The 18,365-nt window shown below is 59.9% G+C and carries 24 protein-coding genes and 1 pseudogene; 12 read left to right on the forward strand and 13 right to left on the reverse strand.

Going from position 1 to position 18,365, the window contains the following annotated elements:
* Positions 1–143 precede the first annotated feature (143 nt).
* Both A462_RS17020 and A462_RS17015 read right to left on the reverse strand, forming a co-directional pair.
* A complete protein-coding gene (locus A462_RS17020) occupies positions 144–620 on the reverse strand; it encodes a copper chaperone PCu(A)C (protein ID WP_003207356.1) in 477 nt (158 codons plus the stop codon).
* Entirely contained in the window at positions 620–1,225 is a 606-nt protein-coding gene (locus tag A462_RS17015) for an SCO family protein (RefSeq protein WP_003207358.1), read from the reverse strand. The genes A462_RS17020 and A462_RS17015 overlap by 1 nt, the downstream gene beginning before the upstream one ends.
* A gap of 265 nt (positions 1,226–1,490) precedes the next feature.
* Here A462_RS17015 and A462_RS17010 point away from each other — a divergent pair, with 265 nt between their 5' ends.
* The 3 genes from A462_RS17010 (at position 1,491) to A462_RS17000 (ending at position 3,138) form a co-directional block, all read left to right on the forward strand.
* A complete protein-coding gene (locus tag A462_RS17010) occupies positions 1,491–1,874 on the forward strand; it encodes a DUF2946 domain-containing protein (protein ID WP_003207359.1) in 384 nt (127 codons plus the stop codon).
* Positions 1,875–1,936: 62 nt separating this feature from the next.
* A complete protein-coding gene (locus A462_RS17005) occupies positions 1,937–2,491 on the forward strand; it encodes a putative natural product biosynthesis protein (RefSeq protein WP_008435000.1) in 555 nt (184 codons plus the stop codon).
* Between the two features lie 146 nt (positions 2,492–2,637).
* Positions 2,638–3,138: a DUF2165 family protein gene (locus A462_RS17000; RefSeq protein ID WP_008435002.1), complete on the forward strand. Its 501-nt coding sequence runs from the start codon at positions 2,638–2,640 to the stop codon at positions 3,136–3,138.
* Positions 3,139–3,255: 117 nt separating this feature from the next.
* On the opposite strand, the gene A462_RS16995 is transcribed toward A462_RS17000, so the two are convergent.
* Positions 3,256–3,912 carry a helix-turn-helix transcriptional regulator gene (locus tag A462_RS16995; protein WP_008435004.1) on the reverse strand — a complete coding sequence of 219 codons (657 nt, stop codon included), beginning with the start codon at positions 3,910–3,912 and terminating at the stop codon, positions 3,256–3,258.
* Between the two features lie 181 nt (positions 3,913–4,093).
* Here A462_RS16995 and A462_RS16990 point away from each other — a divergent pair, with 181 nt between their 5' ends.
* Both A462_RS16990 and A462_RS16985 read left to right on the forward strand, forming a co-directional pair.
* Positions 4,094–5,152: a PDDEXK nuclease domain-containing protein gene (locus tag A462_RS16990; protein WP_008435007.1), complete on the forward strand. Its 1,059-nt coding sequence runs from the start codon at positions 4,094–4,096 to the stop codon at positions 5,150–5,152.
* Between the two features lie 78 nt (positions 5,153–5,230).
* A complete protein-coding gene (locus A462_RS16985; protein WP_008435008.1) occupies positions 5,231–6,430 on the forward strand; it encodes a lysozyme inhibitor LprI family protein in 1,200 nt (399 codons plus the stop codon).
* A gap of 4 nt (positions 6,431–6,434) precedes the next feature.
* On the opposite strand, the gene A462_RS16980 is transcribed toward A462_RS16985, so the two are convergent.
* The 4 genes and pseudogenes from A462_RS16980 to A462_RS16970 all read right to left on the reverse strand — a co-directional run bounded on the left by A462_RS16980 (position 6,435) and on the right by A462_RS16970 (position 8,326).
* On the reverse strand, positions 6,435–6,755 hold the full coding sequence (locus tag A462_RS16980) for a hypothetical protein (protein WP_008435009.1): 321 nt from the start codon (positions 6,753–6,755) through the stop codon (positions 6,435–6,437).
* A 65-nt stretch (positions 6,756–6,820) separates the two neighbouring features.
* Positions 6,821–6,934, reverse strand: a pseudogene (locus A462_RS34875) (general stress protein); the annotation flags it as partial.
* Between the two features lie 167 nt (positions 6,935–7,101).
* The gene (locus A462_RS16975) at positions 7,102–7,578 is read right to left on the reverse strand and encodes a hemerythrin domain-containing protein (protein WP_008435010.1); all 477 of its coding nucleotides are present in this window, start codon (positions 7,576–7,578) and stop codon (positions 7,102–7,104) included.
* Between the two features lie 190 nt (positions 7,579–7,768).
* A complete protein-coding gene (locus tag A462_RS16970; protein ID WP_008435011.1) occupies positions 7,769–8,326 on the reverse strand; it encodes an ATP-dependent Clp protease proteolytic subunit in 558 nt (185 codons plus the stop codon).
* 156 nt (positions 8,327–8,482) lie between these two features.
* Between A462_RS16970 and A462_RS16965 the strand changes: the two genes are divergently transcribed.
* Positions 8,483–8,704 carry a PLD nuclease N-terminal domain-containing protein gene (locus A462_RS16965; protein WP_003207401.1) on the forward strand — a complete coding sequence of 74 codons (222 nt, stop codon included), beginning with the start codon at positions 8,483–8,485 and terminating at the stop codon, positions 8,702–8,704.
* A 53-nt stretch (positions 8,705–8,757) separates the two neighbouring features.
* Here A462_RS16965 and A462_RS16960 read toward each other — a convergent pair whose 3' ends face one another.
* Complete coding sequence (locus A462_RS16960; RefSeq protein ID WP_003207402.1) at positions 8,758–9,318, reverse strand: type 1 glutamine amidotransferase domain-containing protein; 561 nt, start codon at positions 9,316–9,318, stop codon at positions 8,758–8,760.
* A gap of 29 nt (positions 9,319–9,347) precedes the next feature.
* Positions 9,348–9,851 carry a DUF4142 domain-containing protein gene (locus tag A462_RS16955; protein WP_008435012.1) on the reverse strand — a complete coding sequence of 168 codons (504 nt, stop codon included), beginning with the start codon at positions 9,849–9,851 and terminating at the stop codon, positions 9,348–9,350.
* A 197-nt stretch (positions 9,852–10,048) separates the two neighbouring features.
* On the opposite strand from A462_RS16955, the gene A462_RS16950 reads away from it, so the two are divergent.
* Genes A462_RS16950 through A462_RS0132460 form a run of 3 tightly spaced genes read left to right on the forward strand, consistent with a single transcriptional unit; the run spans position 10,049 to position 11,478 of the window.
* Positions 10,049–10,273, forward strand: coding sequence for a hypothetical protein (locus A462_RS16950; protein ID WP_008435013.1), 225 nt, complete (start codon positions 10,049–10,051; stop codon positions 10,271–10,273).
* A gap of 15 nt (positions 10,274–10,288) precedes the next feature.
* Complete coding sequence (locus A462_RS16945; RefSeq protein WP_008435015.1) at positions 10,289–10,720, forward strand: hypothetical protein; 432 nt, start codon at positions 10,289–10,291, stop codon at positions 10,718–10,720.
* Positions 10,720–11,478, forward strand: a complete 759-nt coding sequence (locus A462_RS0132460) for a DUF72 domain-containing protein (RefSeq protein ID WP_032899350.1) — start codon at positions 10,720–10,722, stop codon at positions 11,476–11,478. The genes A462_RS16945 and A462_RS0132460 overlap by 1 nt, the downstream gene beginning before the upstream one ends.
* On the opposite strand, the gene A462_RS16940 is transcribed toward A462_RS0132460, so the two are convergent.
* The 3 genes from A462_RS16940 to A462_RS16930 form a co-directional block, all read right to left on the reverse strand.
* On the reverse strand, positions 11,436–12,224 hold the full coding sequence (locus A462_RS16940) for a DeoR/GlpR family DNA-binding transcription regulator (RefSeq protein WP_008435020.1): 789 nt from the start codon (positions 12,222–12,224) through the stop codon (positions 11,436–11,438). The genes A462_RS0132460 and A462_RS16940 overlap by 43 nt on opposite strands.
* Positions 12,225–12,622: 398 nt before the next feature.
* On the reverse strand, positions 12,623–13,564 hold the full coding sequence (locus tag A462_RS16935; RefSeq protein WP_003207412.1) for an alpha/beta hydrolase: 942 nt from the start codon (positions 13,562–13,564) through the stop codon (positions 12,623–12,625).
* A gap of 98 nt (positions 13,565–13,662) precedes the next feature.
* Positions 13,663–14,550 (reverse strand): LysR family transcriptional regulator, encoded by an 888-nt coding sequence (locus tag A462_RS16930; RefSeq protein WP_008435023.1) that lies wholly within the window; start codon positions 14,548–14,550, stop codon positions 13,663–13,665.
* 131 nt (positions 14,551–14,681) lie between these two features.
* On the opposite strand from A462_RS16930, the gene A462_RS16925 reads away from it, so the two are divergent.
* Positions 14,682–15,527 (forward strand): SDR family NAD(P)-dependent oxidoreductase, encoded by an 846-nt coding sequence (locus tag A462_RS16925; protein ID WP_008435025.1) that lies wholly within the window; start codon positions 14,682–14,684, stop codon positions 15,525–15,527.
* Positions 15,528–15,530: 3 nt separating this feature from the next.
* Here the strand turns inward: A462_RS16925 and A462_RS16920 are convergent, their stop codons facing one another.
* Positions 15,531–16,286 (reverse strand): DeoR/GlpR family DNA-binding transcription regulator, encoded by a 756-nt coding sequence (locus A462_RS16920; protein ID WP_003207418.1) that lies wholly within the window; start codon positions 16,284–16,286, stop codon positions 15,531–15,533.
* A gap of 82 nt (positions 16,287–16,368) precedes the next feature.
* Between A462_RS16920 and nudK the strand changes: the two genes are divergently transcribed.
* Positions 16,369–16,956 (forward strand): GDP-mannose pyrophosphatase NudK, encoded by a 588-nt coding sequence (nudK, locus tag A462_RS16915; protein ID WP_003207421.1) that lies wholly within the window; start codon positions 16,369–16,371, stop codon positions 16,954–16,956.
* On the forward strand, positions 16,956–18,158 hold the full coding sequence (locus A462_RS16910) for a lipase family protein (protein ID WP_032899353.1): 1,203 nt from the start codon (positions 16,956–16,958) through the stop codon (positions 18,156–18,158). The genes nudK and A462_RS16910 overlap by 1 nt, the downstream gene beginning before the upstream one ends.
* Positions 18,159–18,365 lie beyond the last annotated feature (207 nt).

Here is an 18,365-nt window from a genome sequence, read left to right on the forward strand (position 1 = left end):
TCTGAAGGCGCAACAAATCTAAATGTGGGAGCGGGCTTGCTCGCGAAAGCGGTGGATCAGTCGATGTATCCGGTGACTGTCACACCGCATTCGCGAGCAAGCCCGCTCCCACACAAGCCCGCTCCCACATTTTGATCTGCGCTTTAGTGCATCTTGCTGTGATCCATGGTTTCCGTCGCATTCAACGCACGGGCTTGGGCCTTCACTTCGATCGACTGCTTTTCACCCTTGGCATTTTCCACGGTGACGGTCAGCGGCACCTGGTCGCCCTCCTTGATCTGGGCGGTGAGGTCGATCAGCATCACGTGATAGCCATCCGGGTCGAGCTTGACCGCCTTGCCCGCGGGCAATGGCACCGAATCCACCGGGCCCATGCGCATCACGTCGTCCTTCATGGTCATCTCATGGATCTGCACGGTCTTGGCGACCGGCGAAGCCACGCTGAGCAGTTTGCTGTCGCTGTCGGCGGTGACGGTCATGAACGCACCGCTGGACGGCTGGCCCGGTACCGAAGCGCGTACCCAGGCGTCGGTGACCACTGCCTGTGCACTGGCGTGGGCGGCGAGGCCGAGCAGGGAGAGACCGAGGGCGAAGCGCTTGAGGTGTTGAACGGCAGTCATTAGCAGACCTCCATGACGGTGAGCAGGTCTTCTGCGCACTCTTTGGCGTTAAGCGAGGCAGACAAGCCCAGGCGCAGGGTGCCCCGGGTGTCGAACACAAAGCTGGTGGCGGTGTGGGAGAGGGTGTAGCTGTCGCCGGCGGGGATCTTTTCATAAAAGATCCCGAATTCCTTGGCGGCCACGGCGATTTCTTCCGGGGTGCCATACAGCGCCTGGAAGCTGGGGTCGAAGGCCTTGACGTAGGCGTCGAGTATCTTGGGCGTGTCGCGTTCGGGATCCAGGGTGATAAACACCACCTGCATGATCTTGCCGTCGCGGCCCATCAGTTTTTTCGCCTGGGCCATGCGCGCCAGTGTGGTCGGGCACACGGCCGGGCACTGGGTGAAGCCGAAGAACACCACTGGCATCAAGCCACGGAAGGAACTCAAGGTGACGGTCTCGCCGTCAGTGTTCTTGAGCTTGAAGGTGCGGCCCATGATCTTGTCGCTCAGATCCTTGCCGTACTTGAAGTTCAGTTTCGGGCTGTTGTCACAGCCGGCCAGCAGGCCCAGGCCCAGCAATCCCATGCCGGAGAGGACTTTGCGGCGGGTGAATAACGTACTCATCAACTGTGCATCCTGTGAAGCGCCTGGGTACCACGAAGCGTTAAATCAGGCGAGGAGAGCGTGGCATTCTAACAACCCGGGCCTCTGGGCGTAATCTGCGACGTTCTGTCACAGGCCCTGCCGAGCAAGACCAAATGTGGGAGCTGTCGAGCTTGAGCGAGGCTGCGAAGGGATCGCCTCGGTATTCCTGCAAGACCGTGGCGTCTGCATCGCAGCCTCGCTAAAGCTCGACAGTTCCTACAGGGGGAATGGTAAAGTCGCCGCCATGAAACTCTCCCGCCCGGACCGTTCACTCATTGCCTGGACCCTGTATTTTTGCGTCCTGTTCAATGTGTTCGTCTGCGGTTTGGGCCATGGGCAGATGATGGGGCTTGAGCTCAATGGCCTGGGCGGTCAGTTCTGCTCAAGCCTGGGTACCAAGGCGCCGGCCTCGGATGCCGGCCTGGGCAATCCGACGGCCAGCAGCTGGTCGAACTTCTTCGCCTGCCCGGTGTGCTCCGCCGTGACCCTGGGCATCGTCTTCCTGTTTTGCCTGGCCTGGCTGTTGGGCCTGGGGCAAAAGCCGCGCCCGGCCCATGAGCGGCGCAACAAGGCCCCTCCGCGGTATTCCTGGCCTTCGGCCAACCCTCGCGCTTCCCCTGCATTCTGACGTGTGCCCCGGGCTTCCTGATACCAGGAGGCGTTCTATCGTCACGAGTGTGAGTGCGTTCCATGAGCTCTATCCTGCCTTCCGGCGCTGCCCGTCTGGTCAGCAAGGCGCCGCGCCGTCCTTCGCGCGGCGATGTGTTGTTGCCGTCTGTCGAATACCCGAGTAACGCCCGCTGTTTCGTCCACCTGGATGCACGGTTACTGCCGTACTGGCACACCTTGTTCGACATCTGCCCCGGTTTGCTCAAGCTCGACCCGCCGGAGGGCTTGAACCTGTTTCGCAGCTTCATGACCTGGGCTTACCGCAACCGTCCCTCCCTGGACTGGACCTACCATGTAAACGTGTGCCGTTGGCTGCTCGGTTCGGTGTATCGCACGCAGATCGATGAAGAACCCATCGAAGCGTTCATGACGGCGGCGGCAGCCCGTTGGGTCAGCGATGACACCAGCCAGGCCCGGGGCCTGGTCCTGGCCTGGCAAGGTTCATCCCTGCAAGTGGTGGACTGGAAGCAGGGCAGCGGCGTACCGCTGCAGAACTTGCCGCCGCTGCCCGGAGATTTCGCCTGGTGCGCGCTGGATAGCCAGGGAAGGTTCAGCGGGTGGTTGCCGGTGCCTTGAGGTTCCGCTCGATCCACTGGGCAACAACGGTTGCCGGATCTAAAAGTTTGCCTTGTGTAAGTTAAAGCGCTCACCGTATTATCCAAGTGTATTCTTGGTTATATGCCAAGAGCCTGATTTGCCCTACAGTAGACAAGGAGGTTTGGATGAGCGTCGAGCTATGGTTGCCGGGAGGTACTGCAGGGCTGTTCCTTATCACTCAGGCCCTGGGTTTGAGTGTCTGGCTGACCCTCGCCGTTATCAACAACTTGCAGGCCTTTCGCAGCTCGGTCGGTGCGGTGGGCGCGACCATGGCCATGGCGCCACTGCACCAGGCTCCGGCCATCGACATACCCCTGTTGAGGCGCGCTGTGCGTTCTTCGCACCTGCATCAATTGGCACTGTTGATTGTGTTGGCGCTGCAAGTGATCGCGGCAGTGGCGGCATGGACCGGCAGCTACCAGTTGGTCCTCGGTGATGGCCTCTCGGCCGCGCGGCCATGGCTCAATCTCGCCCTCAGCGGCTTCTCGGCTTTCGTTTTCGCGATGCTGCTGGGTGGCTTGTGGTTTGGCTACTGGATTCGCCAGGAGGGCTTGCAACTGACGCACTTGGTGCTGGCGATCTGGGCGCTGTTGGCGTTCGCTCTGTTCAACCTGCAATGGGCCTGACTTCGGCCTGAGGCTGCGATGGACTGCGCAGCAATGGTGAGTCCTGAACCGTTGGTGTATCCGGGACACTGCGGCGCTGGAATTACGGTTGCTGCGCAGCCCATCGCAGCCTCTTTCTTACGGGTGGCGGGGCTGGATGCTGTAGGCGCAGCGTCGATCCCCAGAGATCAAATGCTCGCAGCGTTCCACCACATTCTCATCGCCCAGCGCAGCCTGGAAAATCTGCAACTCCGAGCGGCAGAAACCCTGGCATTTGCGGGCGGCCACGCAGATCGGGCAGTGGTTTTCCACCAGTAGCCAGCCTTCGCCCAGCGGCTCCATCTGCGCCATGTACCCGGCGCGCTCACGAATCTGCACCAGGATCGCGACTTTCTCCTGCAAGCTCGATGCGGCGGAGCAGGCCTGGATGTATTCGTGCTTGGCGGTCGCCTCCATGCTGGCGATGACTTTTTCCACGCCTTCACTGCCAAAAATCCCTTCGATGGACTCGATCAGGTGCAAGGTCAGCACGCTATGGGAATCCGGGAATTTGCTCTGGGCGGTCTCGGTCAGGGTCCACTTCAAGGATGGCCGACCGGCACCCGAGATGGGGGCTGATACGCCGACGATCAACTCCGCGACCTGCAACTTCTGGATTTGCTGGCGGGCGGCTTCGGAGGTGATGTCCAGCAGCGCAGCCAGGTCCGTGGTTTTCAGTGGGCCACGGGTCTTGAGCAGGAACAGGATGCGGTCCCCGGTGGATGCCTGGCTGTCGTCGGTGGGTGTGGCGTTCATAGATCGGGAATAACCGTGGAAGTGACTGGGCCATTTGACCACAGCACGCACGTTGGGGCACCCCTTGATCCGCGTGAAGGTACGGTTCCCGTTGATTTGTATCGAAAGCATTCTGCTGGCCCATTCCGGATTGTCCCCTCGCTACCATCGACCGCCTGCCGAACCCATGAGGGAGAAAGGAATGCGTGAGACCCCCGATAGCCTGACCACACCACCCGAGGGATACAGCGACTGGCTGACCGACCTCAAGGGGCGAATCCACTCCGCCCAGCAACGCGCCACCCTGGCGGTAAACCGCGAGCTGGTGTTGCTGTACTGGCAAATCGGCCAGGATATTCTGACCCGGCAAGCGCGGCAGGGCTGGGGGAGCAAGGTGATTGAGCGGCTGGCGCAGGATTTGCGTTCGGCGTTTCCGGAAATGAAGGGTTTCTCGCCGCGTAACCTGAAGTACATGCGCGCATTTGCGGAGGCGTGGCCGGACTCCGAATTTGTGCAACAGGCTGCTGCACAATTGCCCTGGGGCCATAACCTGGTGTTGCTGGACAGGCTGCCCGGGCCCGAAACCCGTCGCTGGTACATTGCCCAGGCCATCGAGCACAACTGGTCGCGCAACATCCTGGTGATGCAAATCGAGGGTCGCCTGCTGGAGCGCAGCGGCAATGCGGTCAGCAACTTCGAGGGGCTGCTGCCCAAGGCGCAATCCGACCTGGCTCGCGAATCGCTTAAGGATCCTTACCGTTTCGACTTCCTCGGCCTGACCCTTGACGCGCAGGAACGTGAAATCGAAAACGCCCTGGTCAAACATGTCACCGATTTTCTCCTGGAGCTGGGCGCCGGTTTTGCCTTCGTGGGTCGGCAGGTGTTGCTGGACGTGGGAGGCGAGGAGTTTTTCGTCGACCTGCTGTTTTATCACCTCAAGCTGAGGTGCTACGTGGTCATCGAACTCAAGGCCGGCAAATTCAAACCCGACCATCTGGGGCAGTTGGGCTTTTACCTCGCGGCGGTAGACGCCCAGCTCAAGCACCCACAGGACAGCCCCACCATCGGCCTGCTGCTGTGCAAGAGCAAGAACGAAGTAGTGGCCGAATACGCCCTGCGTGACAGTTCGCGCCCCATTGGTGTTGCCGAGTATCAACTGGTGGAATCACTGCCTGCAGAGCTGCAAACCAGCCTGCCGAGCATCGAACAGATTGAGCGTGAGCTGGCAAGTGATCGCCCTTCCATGGCGAGTGCTTCGTAGGACAGTGCCGACAGACTGGACATTGGCAATCGCGTCGGCACAATAAGCGCCTTGAAAGGAACTCACCCTAGGAAAGCCATGGCCCGCCGTATTCATTCTGCCTATCCAATGTTGTTGCTCACTGGCGTGCTGATGGGCGCGGGGATGCCTGCCAGTGGCGCGTCCTTTGATTGTAAAAAGGCCTCCACCACGGTGGAAAAGGCTATTTGCGCCAGCCCTGAATTAAGCGAACTCGACACTACGCTGGGCCTGTACTACAGCCAGGCAATGGCCAAACTGGCACCCGACCAGCGCGACGAATTGCGCCGTGGCCAGCGCACGTGGTTGCAGACTCGCAACGCATGTGCCGGTACCCCCGAACAATTGCCCGGCTGCCTGCAATCCCAACTGAGCCAGAGAGTGGTCGAGGTGGGAACCATCACCCACAAAGACACCGCAGCCCTTGACGCAATCATTGCCAGTATTCCGTACCATCCGGCCCAGGCAGCTGAAGGGCTTCGGCGCTACCCGATGAACGATCTGGCCGCCGCCTGGCTGGTCTACCTGCAGCGTTTTGAACCTGACAGTGGCGTTACGGAGAATGAGGCAGAGGAGAATCGCAAGCAGGTTCTCATAGCACTCAAGGAAGACAGTTTTCCCTGGTCGATCTGGCAGGACCTGCAGAATGATCCTGCTGTCAGCCGTGACCGGGTGATGTTGACCTTGCTGCGCATGATGATCGAGCGCCAACAGTATGAGATGTACGCCGACCAACGCCCGTATGTGCACTGTTTCGTTTTCAGCCGGCAGGGTGAGGTCGCGTATGAGTCGTTCGGGTCGTTGTACGGCTCCACCCGCGACAGCTTTGCGCCGATTTGTGCCCCTCAGGGTGATCTGTTTGCACAGCCGGCCTGGAAGCGGCTGGACGATTCGTTTACCGAGCCTTTGTCCACTGCATCGCAGAACGAAGGCACCATCCGCTTTGCCAGCTACGCCGACTGGAACACGCTTTCCCTCAAGGCCACCGCGTCGCCTCGGCTGTTTCTCCAGCCAGGCACCGCAGCGCAGGCCCAGGACCCGGAATCAGCCCTGCGCAACTGGGGCGCGGATAAACAGTGGCCTGCCAGGCAACGCCAGCAAGCGCTGGCCGCCATTGAGCCCGCACGGCAAGCGACGAGTGACTGGCTGCAACGCGAGCGCGGCTTCTCTGCTGCTGATGCCAGGCAAGCAGCCCGGGAAATCGTTCGGCAGTGGATGAACCTGCGCCTGGACTTTATCGGCGGCCCCAGCGAGAACTAATCGGTCAACTGCCCGATTCTGGCACGGCCTTTTTGCCGGTCTTGGTACCGGGATGCTGGGTCGAGGTGCCTTTATGGCGCGTGCTCTTCACGGTTTTAGACGGTGCAGGTGCGTTCGTTTCAGCGTCCTTGTTGCCACTGCTGTCAGCCCCGGACGGGCTGCTGGGATAGGTGCCGGGCGGCAGTGCCGAGCCAGGAGCGCTGTTGCCGCTCAGGGCGGGCGCCTCGGGGGCAGTGTTGTCGCCGAAGGCTGCGTAGGCGGGGGCATACAGAACGAGCGTCAAGCTGGCGGCGAGTACGATCCTTTGGGAAATGCTGGTCTTCATGACTCAATCCCTCTTGGCGATTGGGACCGAAGCCCGGCCACATCCGGGCTTCGGCGACGCCTCAATCAAGACTTCTTGGAGCCTGGGGCGTGGCCATGAGCCCCGCCTTTTTTGCCCGCTTCAGAAGCCTTCTCGCGGTCATTGGCGAAGTTGCCGCCTGAACCCTGGCCGCCGCTTTTACGGTTTGTGTCTTTCTGGTCTTTGTGACCAGCACCTGGGGTATTTTTTCCACTATTAGCCATTTTGAAAACCCTCAATGATGAGCGAATCAATGGTGTTGCCTAATTGGGAATCCTCCAGCCAATTCAAAGTTTGAAATAGTTTCCAGGCATGCGACGAATGGACATCAAGCCGCCATTGGCTTCGCGCCGGGTGCTTTCTTGTGCGCGGCTTTCATCGCTTCCATCTCCGCGCCCAGCTCTTCCAGCAATGCCTTGCCCAGCAGCTTCCTGGCCTGCGGGAACATCTCGCTTTCTTCTTCCTCGATGTGGTGTTCCAACAGTTCCTTGACGACTTTCACCCGGCCGGAAAACTCGGTGGTGGAGGGCGAAGTCTGCTTCAGGTCCGGAAGGACGAGGGAGTCGACAGTGCGATGTTCTTCCTTGGCCTCGTGGTACATGATTTCCTGATCCTTGCCGCCGGCCTTGCGAAAAGCCGGGTAGAGGATTTCTTCCTCAAGGCGGGTGTGGAGGCTGATTTCCATTTCCAGCTTGGCCAGGAGCTCAGTGCGCTTCTTTACGCCGCGCTCGGTTGATTCACTGAGTTGATTCAGGATGGCTTTGACGCGTTCGTGGTCGGCCTTGAGAAGATCAATGGCATTCATGGGTGACACCTCACGGGTAGCGAAAGGGCGGGTCGAATTGCCCGCCTGTGCAGACCTCTACAGCATGAGTTGTACCAAGTTGAACAAAATATTTATCTGCTTATAAAACAATAGGTTATGTGTGATAAAAAGCGGCTCTGGTCGTGCAGGTTGCACGGTCGAGTGGTGGCTTGCATGCATTAAACAATGCCTAGCCGCCGCTGACTTTCCAGTGCTTGATGTCGTCGGCAAACACGATCTGCTCGACCTCATGGGCAATCCCGTAGGCCAGTGACTCGTGGGCGGCGATGACTTTTTCCTCGGCCGAGAGGCACTTGAAAATATCCAGGTGGGTTTCGGCGCTGGCGGTTTCCAGTTCGTAGATTTTCACGTAGCGCGCCAGGTCGTTGTCCAGGCTCGACAGGTATTCCCGCAGGCGCTGGTGGTCTACCGAGTTCTGGTTGAAATACCAGTTCATCGGATGGATCAGGAAGCGCGAGTGTGGCGTGGTGATCCGGCGGTTTGCCGCCAGGAACATGATGATGCCCATGGACTCGATATTGCCCGCATTGATCGCACACAGCGGCACCGGCAGGGACTTGAGGAAGGTGTAGAGGGTAAAACCGAAATTGGTGCTGCCGCCGGTGGTCGACAGGTTCAACAGCAACGAACTGGCGCCTTGATCGATCGCGTCCAGGCAGCAATCACGAAAGCGCTCGGTAGTGCCCTGATCGATCTGGCAGTGAAAGTGGATGATGTGCTCGGTCATCCCGGGCCTCCGAGGGGTAAAAGGTAGTGTCCATTTGAGTCTAGAAGGTTACGGCCCGTGTGCCGCAACCGTTGGGCGAGAGCCATCCGTTGCAATTTTAATGAACCCTCGGGCGCGTTGCTTGACCTAACGCATACGACCTCAGGAGGATGAATCATGCAAATCGAATATGTCTGGATTGGCTTGGCGGTGATTCTGGTGCTGCTGGAACTGTGGGCGATCAACAGCGTTCTGCGCAGTGGCAGTGGCTGGGAGACCAAGGGTTTATGGCTGGTGGTACTGATCTTCATGCCGCTGTTGGGGCTGATCCTCTGGGCGCTGTTTGGACCCAAGGGTGTGAACCGGGCGACACATGCCACTGAGCATGGCAAAGGCTAAGACAGAATCGAAAAAAACAGGCGCCCGAGGGCGCCTGTTTGCATTGGCGGGCGTCAGGCCGCCAGTGTCTTGGCAATGGCCTCGTTGAACGCCGGCAAATCGTCGGGCGTGCGCGAGGTTATCAGGGTCCAGCCATTGGCCGGGCATTCCTTCACCTGCGTATCCACCCAGTTTGCTGCGCCGGCATTGACCAGGTCAGTGCGCACGCTTTTGTAGGAGGTGAGGGTCTTGCCGCCGATCACGCCGGCATCAATCAGGGCCCAAGGGCCATGGCAGATGGCGGCTACGGTTTTCCCGGCCTTGACGAAGTCGTTGATCAGCCGCAGTGCATCGGCGTCCTGGCGCAGGGTGTCGGCATTGACGGTGCCCCCGGGGATGACCAGTGCATCGAAGTCACTGCCGTGCAGGTCCGAGAGCTTGGCGTCGGACTCTACCGTCCTGTCTTTCTCGGTGTCCTTGAGAAAGGTCTGGGTGCTGCCACCTTTGCTGGAACCGTGGGTCACCGTGGCGCCGAAACCACGCAGGGCTTCCAGCGGCTTGAGCAACTCGTCGCGCTCGATACCGGTGTTGGAGGTGATGATCAGAATCTTCTTGCCGTGCAGTTGCGAACTCATGGTCGAGTGTCTCCTGAGTGGGTCAATGATTAATTGGCGTGCTGGGACTGCAACTCCTTGGCCATCTTCAGATGGGTTTCGAGAGTCGGCAGGGTCTTCTCGGCAAAAGCCTTCAGTTCGGCGTTATCCGAGGAGGCGGCTTCTTTTTTGAACAGGGCCACGGTGTCTTCGTGGGCCTTTACCTGGTTGTCGGCGTAAGCCTTGTCAAAGGACTCTTCACGGATTTCCAGGATCATTTTCTTGGCCTTGTCGGTGAGGCTGGCATCGTCGGGCACCTTGATGTCGAGCTTCGTCGCCAGGGCCGTCAGCTCCTGGTTGGCCTTGGTGTGGTCGGTGATCATGTGCTGGGCAAACGCCTTGATATCAGCGGCACCGCTCTTTTCCAGCGCCAGTTTGCCGGCTTCTACTTCGGTGATGCCGCCCTGGGCTGCGGCCTCAACGAAGTCATTGGAAGTGGCGGCCATGGCCACACCCATCGAGCCCGCGGCCAGCGCGAAGGTCAGTCCCATTTGTTTCATCAGCAAGTGCTTCATGATGCTTCTCCTGAAGAGTGGCGCGATGCCGTTACCTGACTGTTGAGGGGGGCCCAGCGCAAAAGGTTTAAATTAATTTGCTCTATTTTTCGGTGCATGCACCCGAGGCAATTTCCTTGAACTATCGAAAAACCTTGGGCTCTGCTGCATAACGGCTCCGCGCTGGAGCCTGGCCTTTGAACCGCAGGAGAATCCCCATGGGCACTGAAAAAACCGCCGACAAAACCCCTGATGCGATCAGCTCTGAACAGGCGCAGAAAGGTCGCCAGGCTGCCGACCAGGACAGCTCTTTACAGCGTCCCAATCCCAAGACAGAAACCATCGATAAGGTGATCACGCCGACGTCCATCAAGGACACACAACGGCAAACCGACCAGATCAACGAGCAAGCTGCCAAGGCCGAGCGCAAGCTGGGTCAGTGAAGAACGGAGGCAGTCATGGGGCGATCCATCAGCGCCGGGGAACTGGGTATTGAGCTCAAGCCCGGTGATGACAACGCACTGTTCAAGTGGTTTGTCGCCAGCTTCCTGATGGGCAAGCGCATTCAGGCGCAGATCGCGGCGCAGGCCTATCAGGTGATTGTGGTGAAGCATGGCCGGGACACCCCGCGCAAACTGCAACACTGCACCTCTCGCGAACTGGTGGCCATGCTCGGTGAGGCGCATTACGTGCGTTACGACGAAAGCACCGCGCAACGCCTGCTCGACCTCAGCAGCAAGTTGAATGCGGAGTACGCGGGCAAGATCAGCCATATCCACGATGCCAGTGCCGACCGTGGGGAGTTTGAAAAACGCTTGAATGCGTTCGAGGGCGTCGGGCCGAAGACGGTGGAGATTTTCATGAGGGATGCGGCGTCGGTGTTGTTCTGATGCCGATTTTTCTCGGTTGTGCAGGTTGGAGCCTGCCTCGTGAGCAATGGCCAAGATTTCCCCGGCAGGGCACTCATCTGCAACGTTATGCCGCGTGCTTGAATGCGGTTGAAATCAACAGCTCCTTCTACCGCCCCCATCGCCCGCAGACCTACGCACGATGGGCGCAGTCAGTGCCGTCGGGCTTTGGTTTTTCGGTCAAGGTGCCACGGCACATCACCCATGAATTACGTCTGCGTGACTGCGATACGGCATTGGATGAGTTCCTTGCACAGTGCCTGCAATTGGGCGACCGCCTGGGCTGCCTGCTGGTGCAATTGCCGCCTTCTTTAAGCTACGACCCGATCATTGCCGGCGGCTTTTTCACAGCCTTGCGTCAACGCTTCCCTGGGCCTGTGGTGCTTGAGCCACGGCACGCCAGCTGGGTGCAGGCCGACGGGCTTTTGCGGGATTACCAGATAGGACGGGTCGCCGCCGACCCGCCGGTGATCGCTGATGGGGATGCACCGAAAGGCTGGCAAGGTGTGCGTTATTGGCGCCTGCATGGTTCGCCGCGTATCTATCACAGCGCTTACGAAACCGAGCGTTTGTGCGCGCTGGCCGAGGTATTGAGAGCCTCCCTGGAGGAGGGCATTCCGACCTGGTGTATTTTCGATAATACGGCCAGCGGTCATGCGCTGGTCGATGCGCTTGCCCTTCAAGCGATGCTTGCCCCTCAGGCATCCACTTGCATCACCTCCAGCCCCAGGCATTCATAAGCCTCGACGCTGCCCGGCGGCACGTGCCACTCGGTAATCAGGGTATGAATGCGGCTGCACGGTGCCACCACAAATGGCTCCACGGCGCCCAGCTTGTCGGCCAGGGTGACTGCCACCACGTGGGAGGCGCTGTCGAGCATAGCCTGTTTCACCGCCACTTCCTCGAAGTGCAACGAGCTGATACCGACCTGTGGATGCAGTGCGCACACGCCCGTGAACAGCAGGTCGGCCTTGATGCCCTGGATCAGCCGCAATGCTTCATGCCCGCTGGCGGCCATGGTCACCGGGCTGAGTTGGCCACCGGCAAGGATCACCGTCACATTGGGATGTTCGGACAACGCGATGGCAATCATCGGTGAGTGCGTGACGGCGGTCAGCTTGATGGAATGCGGTAGTGACTGGGCGATTTGCAGGGTGGTGGTACCGGAGTCGAACAGCACGATCTGGCCGTCCTCCACGCGATCGGCGGCGAGTTGCGCCAGGTGGCGTTTGGTCGCGGTGGTTTCGCCAAACCGGGTGAAGAAATCCTTGCCGGTGTCCTTGGGCCGTGGCAGCGCACCTCCATGCACGCGTTGCAGCAGACCGGCGGAGGCGAGTTCGCCAAGGTCGCGGCGAATGGTGTCCTGGGAAACGGCGAAATGCTCCACCAACTCCGAGGCAGTGACTTTACCGTCGCGCTCCAGCAGCAACAGGATTTTCTGTTTGCGCAGGGAGGGCAGGTCGATGGCAGCATGGCTGTTATGCATGTTTTTGCTCGTTGATGCGTGTTTATGCGAGATTAATCAGCATTAGGCGCAAACGCAATGGGTTGGGGTGTCGGTGATGCCCTGCCGAGTGAGCTGAGCACCATGGAAAAACCACACCCGGTCCGGTACCGAACCCCATGTTTCGATTCGCGAAGTGATGCAGGAGATTTTGCTGCCGCCAAGCTTTCCAGCAGGGCATTACCGAGCAAAATAATCGTAAAAAAGTAAAAAGAGTTGTCCACGAAAACCGTGGGTATCTCTGTGGATAACTTCGCTTGAGCCCGGCGGGTATGGCGATTTAACCTGCGGTTAATATTTGATCAGTCACTGTTTATGGCCAGTATGGGCAGGCTTTGCGCCTTGACAGGCACCGGCGAAACCGGTGCCGAAATGCAGATTTACGAGTCGTTTGGGCGCCCGGTGGAGGGCCCGGCAACCTGAGTGGCGCGCTTCGATTGCATCAGGCTGTCCAACGCCTGGCGATAACTGCTGCCGGCCAGTCGCATGCTGTCGTTATGAGTGGCACCGGGTACCAGCAACAGGTGTTTCGGCTGTTGGGCGGCGTCAAACAGTTGCTGGCTGAAGCGCGGTGGCACGAAGGCATCGGCGAGCCCGTGAACCACCAGCAGCGGCATGTGGATATCAGCGATCTTGTCAATGGAATCGAACTTCTGCGACAGCAGCCAGCGCACCGGCAATGACGTATTGGCTACTGCCGTGGCCACATCTGCCAGGGAGGTAAAGGTGGACTCGATGACCAGTCCGCGCACTGGCGGCGGCACCTGATTGTTCGCTGCCTGCTTGCCCAGTTCCACCGCGAGGTCGATGGCCACCGCGCCACCCAGGGAGTGCCCGTAGATGAGGCGCTTGGCAGGATCGGGTTGCAGCACCTGGAAGCGTTCCCAGGCAATGCGCGCGTCTTCGTACACGCTGGTTTCCGACGGCAGGTCGCCTCGACTCTGGCCGAAGCCGCGGTAGTCGATGGCCAGTACGGAAAAACCCAGGGCCCGCAGCTGTTCGATGCGAAACAGTTGGCCAGTGAGGTTCCAGCGCACGCCGTGCAGGTAGAGAATTGCCGGCGCGTCCTTCTGTGCCGCTGGCCACCACCAGCCATGAATATTCTGCCCTGCCTTGAAACTCGCGGGTTTCAGGTCGAATTCCTGCACATCACGCGGCAACCCGCTGTACCAGCTGGCAGTGCCCGGCTCCACGCGAAACAGCAACTCGCGTTCCTTGTGTTGCAGCACGGCGCAACCCACGGGCAGGCCGATGATCAGGGCGGCCATGCACAGCAGGGGAAACCAGCGCAGGCCGAGACGGGACAGAAAACGTGAAGACATGAAGGTTCCAGGACACAGGCGAAGCACGGGTTTTAACAGATGCCCTGGCCGCGCAGGAAATATTCAGACGGTCGTCACCGGACATTGCTTGCAAAGTATTACATCGCCTCGTCCAGCAGAGAAAAGAAGTGCCCGGCCAAGGGGGAAGAATGGCTGGTGTTCCAGTTGAGGTAGAGCCCGATGCTGGAGGGCGCGGCGGCGAGGGGCACAAACGCCACTTTGTCACGGGGCATCGAACGGGCAATGGACTGCGGCACCAGCGCCACACCAAACCCGCACGCCACCAGGCCAATCAGGGTGGGTAATTGATCGGCTTCCTGGACCACTCTTGGAGAGAAGCCCGCGGCCTCGCATAAAGCGATCAACTGGTGGTGATAGCCACTGCCCAATGCCTGGGGCGTGAACACAAAATCGGCGCCGGCAAAGTCCTTCAGCTCGATAGCGGCGTCATCCGCATTCGGATGGTCTGCGGGCAGCGCCAGCAGGATCGGTTCATCCAGCAGCAGCCGGGATTCGATGTTATCTGCCTGGCCTGGCAGGTAGCGCAAAAAAGCGATATCGGTATCACCACTCAACAAGGCCTTGGCCTGGTTGGCAGAGGGCATTTCCTTGATCACCAACTGAACCCTGGGGAACGCCAGGCGAAAATGCCTGAGGGTATCCAGCAACCACGGATAGCCGGTGATCGACACCGAGGTGATGGTGAGCGTGCCGGCGGTTCCCTGGGACACCTGCCGGGCTTGCTCAATGCCTTGCTGCAATTGCCCGAGGACGGTGTAGGCCGTCTGAAGAAACGCCGCCCCGGCTGGCAGCAGCTTCACGCCACGACGGTCACGCTGCAGCAGGGCAAACCCCAACTTTGCCTCCAGGCGATTGATCGCCTGGCTCAACGCTGGCTGCGCCATATGCAGGCGCTCCGCGGCCTGGTGAAAGTGCAGCGCTTCGGCAACGGCAACGAACTGGCGCAACAGGCGGGTTTCGATCATCTGGGCTGTTCCTTCAGGTAGATGGCGGTGTGGGGCTTGATACGGCGCAGGTATCAATATCGCTGTTTTTCAGTATTAAACAGGACGGCCACGGGTTGTTAGGGTGGAGTGCCTATCAGGAGAACGCGACGATGGACTTTACAGGTAAAACCGCAATCGTGACCGGTGCCGCCCGTGGCTTGGGGTTCAGCTATGCGCGCGAGTTGGCGCGACTCGGCGCGCAGGTGGTAATCAGTGATATCGGTGCCGACACCCTCGGCGGTGGGGCTGATCCCCAGGTGGTACAGGCGGCCGCGCTGGCGCTGCAGGGTGAAGGCCTGCGGGTGGTTGGCCACGCGGGTGACCTGTCCGGCGAAGCGGGGTGTCGAGCGCTGATCGAGTGCGCCATCACGCATTTCGGGCAGCTCGATATCCTGATCCACAATGCTGGCTGGGTCGGCTATCAGCCCATCGAGGCCGCCGACGAGGCTTTCATCCGGCGGGCCATGGACGTCAATGTCTATGCACCGATCTGGCTGTGCAAACACGCGTGGCAGCACCTCACGCGATCTGCCGCACCCCGCATTGTGCTGACCACCTCCGACCGTGCGATGTACACGCGCTACGTCCAGCCGGGCCTGGCGGCCTACAGCGCGGGGAAGATGGCGCAACTGGGGATCATGAATGCCTTGAGCGGGGAAGGGGCGGAGGCCGGGATCCTGGTCAATGCCATTTCACCTGTGGCCAAGACCCGCATGTGGGGCGTGACCGGCGAGCCGTACAACCTCAAGCCGGAATGGGTCACGCCTGGGGTGATCTTCCTGGCTTCGGCAGCGTGCCAGGACAGCGGCTATATCCTGCGTGCCAGCAACGGCCAGTTCACCGCCACGCGGTTCGCGGAAAATCCGGGGGTCGAGTATCCGGTTGACCTGGCGCGGGTCAACGCCTCGGACGCTGTGCAAGTCGCCGCGTCATGGCAAGCCATCAAGGACTGTTGACGGTCACGCCAGGTAAAGCGTCAGGCCCTGAGCTTCATAGGGTTGCAGCAGGGCACGCGGCGTACTGGCCAATGCGACGATCGCGCTGACGTGTGCCAGCTCCACCACCTGGTAGGGCGACGCGGTGTTGAGCTTTTCCGAGGTGGCCAGCACGATGGTTTCTGCGGCCGCGTGACACAACGCGCGCTTGACCACTGCCTCTTCATAATCGCCGGTAGACAGGCCGGCATTCGGGTGCACGCTGCACACCCCCATGAAATACAGGTCGGCATTGACCCGGCCGATAGCCTCCAGCGTGGCCGCCCCCACCCCCACCAGTGAGTGGCGAAACAGCCGCCCGCCGAGCATGATCACTTCAATCTGCGGATGATCCACCAGGGCCATGGCAATCGACGGGCTGTGGGTGACCACGGTGGCATTCAGGTCCGCCGGCAAGTGATGGGCCAGTTGCAGGCACGTGGTACCGCCATCGATAAACACCACCTGGCCGGGCTGCACAAGTTGCGCAGCCGTCCGGCCAATGGCGATTTTTTCCTCGGGTACCAAGTGTTCCCGAACCGAAAAATCAGCCATCGCGGGGGATGCCGGCAAGGCGCCGCCGTGCACCCGCAGCAGCAAACCTTCCTTGGCCATTTCCCGCAGGTCACGCCGAATCGTGTCCTCGGAAACCTCCAGTGCCTGGCTCAACTCCTTGGCAATCAGCCGGCCGTCGCGGCGCAGCGTATCCAGCAGGTGTTGTTTACGTTGTTGGGTCAGCATCGGAAGCTTCCTGCACGTTTTTTCTTGACTGTGCACGATTTTGCACGACATGCTGAATAACACAAGACAAAAAGGTCCTGCCATGGAAAACAGTCCCGTCCGCATCCACGCCGAAGAACTGCTCTCGGATAATTGGTATGTGCTGAAAAAGTACACCTTTGACCTGCGCCGCCGCGACGGCAGTTGGCAGTCCCAGACCCGGGAGATCTATGACCGGGGCAATGGCGCGACGATCCTGCTGTACAACCGCGAGCGGCGCACGGTGTTGCTGATTCGCCAGTTCCGCATGCCTACCTACGTTAACGGCTACCACGGTTACCTGATCGAGTCTGCTGCCGGCCTGCTGGACAATGCCAGCCCCGAGGAACGCATTCGCCTGGAGGCGGAAGAAGAGACGGGCTACCGTGTGGGTCATGTAGAAAAGATCTATTCGGCCTTCATGAGCCCGGGCTCGGTGACCGAGCGCATTCACTTTTTCATCGGCGAATATCAGCCTGGCGACCGAGTCAGTGATGGCGGCGGGCTGGAGGATGAAGGTGAGGATATCGAAGTGCTGGAGTTGGGATTCGAGGAGGCCCTGGGTATGGTGGACAGTGCCGAGATCGTCGACGGCAAGACCATCATGTTGTTGCAGTACCTTGAATTGCGGATGTTGAAAGAGGGCTGGTGATGTCGCGTCGGTTATCGCTTGCGTTGGCGGTGTTGCTGGGGGGATGCAGTGGTGTGAGTGCTGCGCAAACGCCCGTCGGTGATGGTGGTGTTCCCGTGTTCTATACCTGGGCGGACAAGGTGCCCGCGTCACCCGGGCGGATGCTGCGCAGCGAGCCGTTGACCGAACAGCAAAGCCTGGCCGAGGCGGGGCAGAATATTCGCATCCTGTACACGTCCACCGACGGTCTCGATACCCATAAACGGATTGTCGTTTCCGGTGCGCTGTTCCTGCCCAAGGGCACACCGCCACCGGGTGGCTGGCCGCTGATGGCGTGGGCCCACGGCACGGTGGGGAGTGCCGATATCTGCGCGCCGTCGTTCGCCGGTCGCAGCCCTCGGGATACGCGCTATCTCAATTATTGGCTGGCTCAGGGCTACGCGATTGTCGCTACCGATTACCAGGGGCTTGGGACGCCTGGCCTGCATCCGTATGGGCTGACCAGTCCGCTGGCCTATGGGGTGCTCGACAGCATTCGCGCGGTAGGGGCGGGTGGTTTCGAACTCTCCAAACGTGTGGTGGTGTTTGGGCAGTCACAGGGTGGCCGTGCTGCGTTTGCCACGGCGGTCTATGCGAAAGACTATGCGCCCGAGTTGGATATCGTGGGGGTGGTGGCGACCGGTACGCCTTACGCGGCTGCCCATAAAACGGGAGACGGTGCCGAGTTGGAAAAGGCCCGCAGTTCGGTGGTGCCGACCTTTGCCTATAACTTGCTGCGGCTGAGTACTGTCACGTTGTTTGATCCTGGGTTTGTGGCTGCGGATTACTTGAGCGAGCGTGCAGTGCCTGCGTTTGAGAGCAGCCGGCGGGATTGTTTGCATGCCATTGAGCAGCGGGTGATGGCTGATGGGCTCAGCTTCAATGACAGTTTCAAGCGGTCGCCGAAAGAGGCGCTCGACAAGGTTTATCGTGAGTCGGCGTATCCGACGTTGAAGACGGATATTCCGGTTTTTGTCGGTACGGGGGGGCGGGATCAGGATGTGTTTGTGCCTGGGCAAAAGGCGCTGGTCAGGGATGCGTGCAAGGTCGGGGACCGGATTGAATGGCATTTTTATCCTGAGCTGGATCACTCCGCTACGGTCAATGGTTCGCTCGTGGACTCGACGCCGTTTGTGCGTAAGGCGTTTGCGGGGGAGGTGATTGGTGGGAATTGTGGGGGGTAGCTTTTTTGGGGGGTATATCCGTTATTTGGGTAACGGCGACTTATGGTTTCGCTCTTACAGCGAGTCACTTTGGAAAAGCCGGAATGCCGGCCCAGCCCAAAGTAAGTAAAGGGAGCTGCCTCCGCCGCTTTATGTGGGAGCGGGCTTGCTCGCGAAAAACCTGAGAGCGCCACGTTGAATCAGGATACCCACGTCATCGTTAACGAC

Source organism: Pseudomonas sp. Ag1, from assembly GCF_000278565.1.
GTDB lineage: Bacteria > Pseudomonadota > Gammaproteobacteria > Pseudomonadales > Pseudomonadaceae > Aquipseudomonas.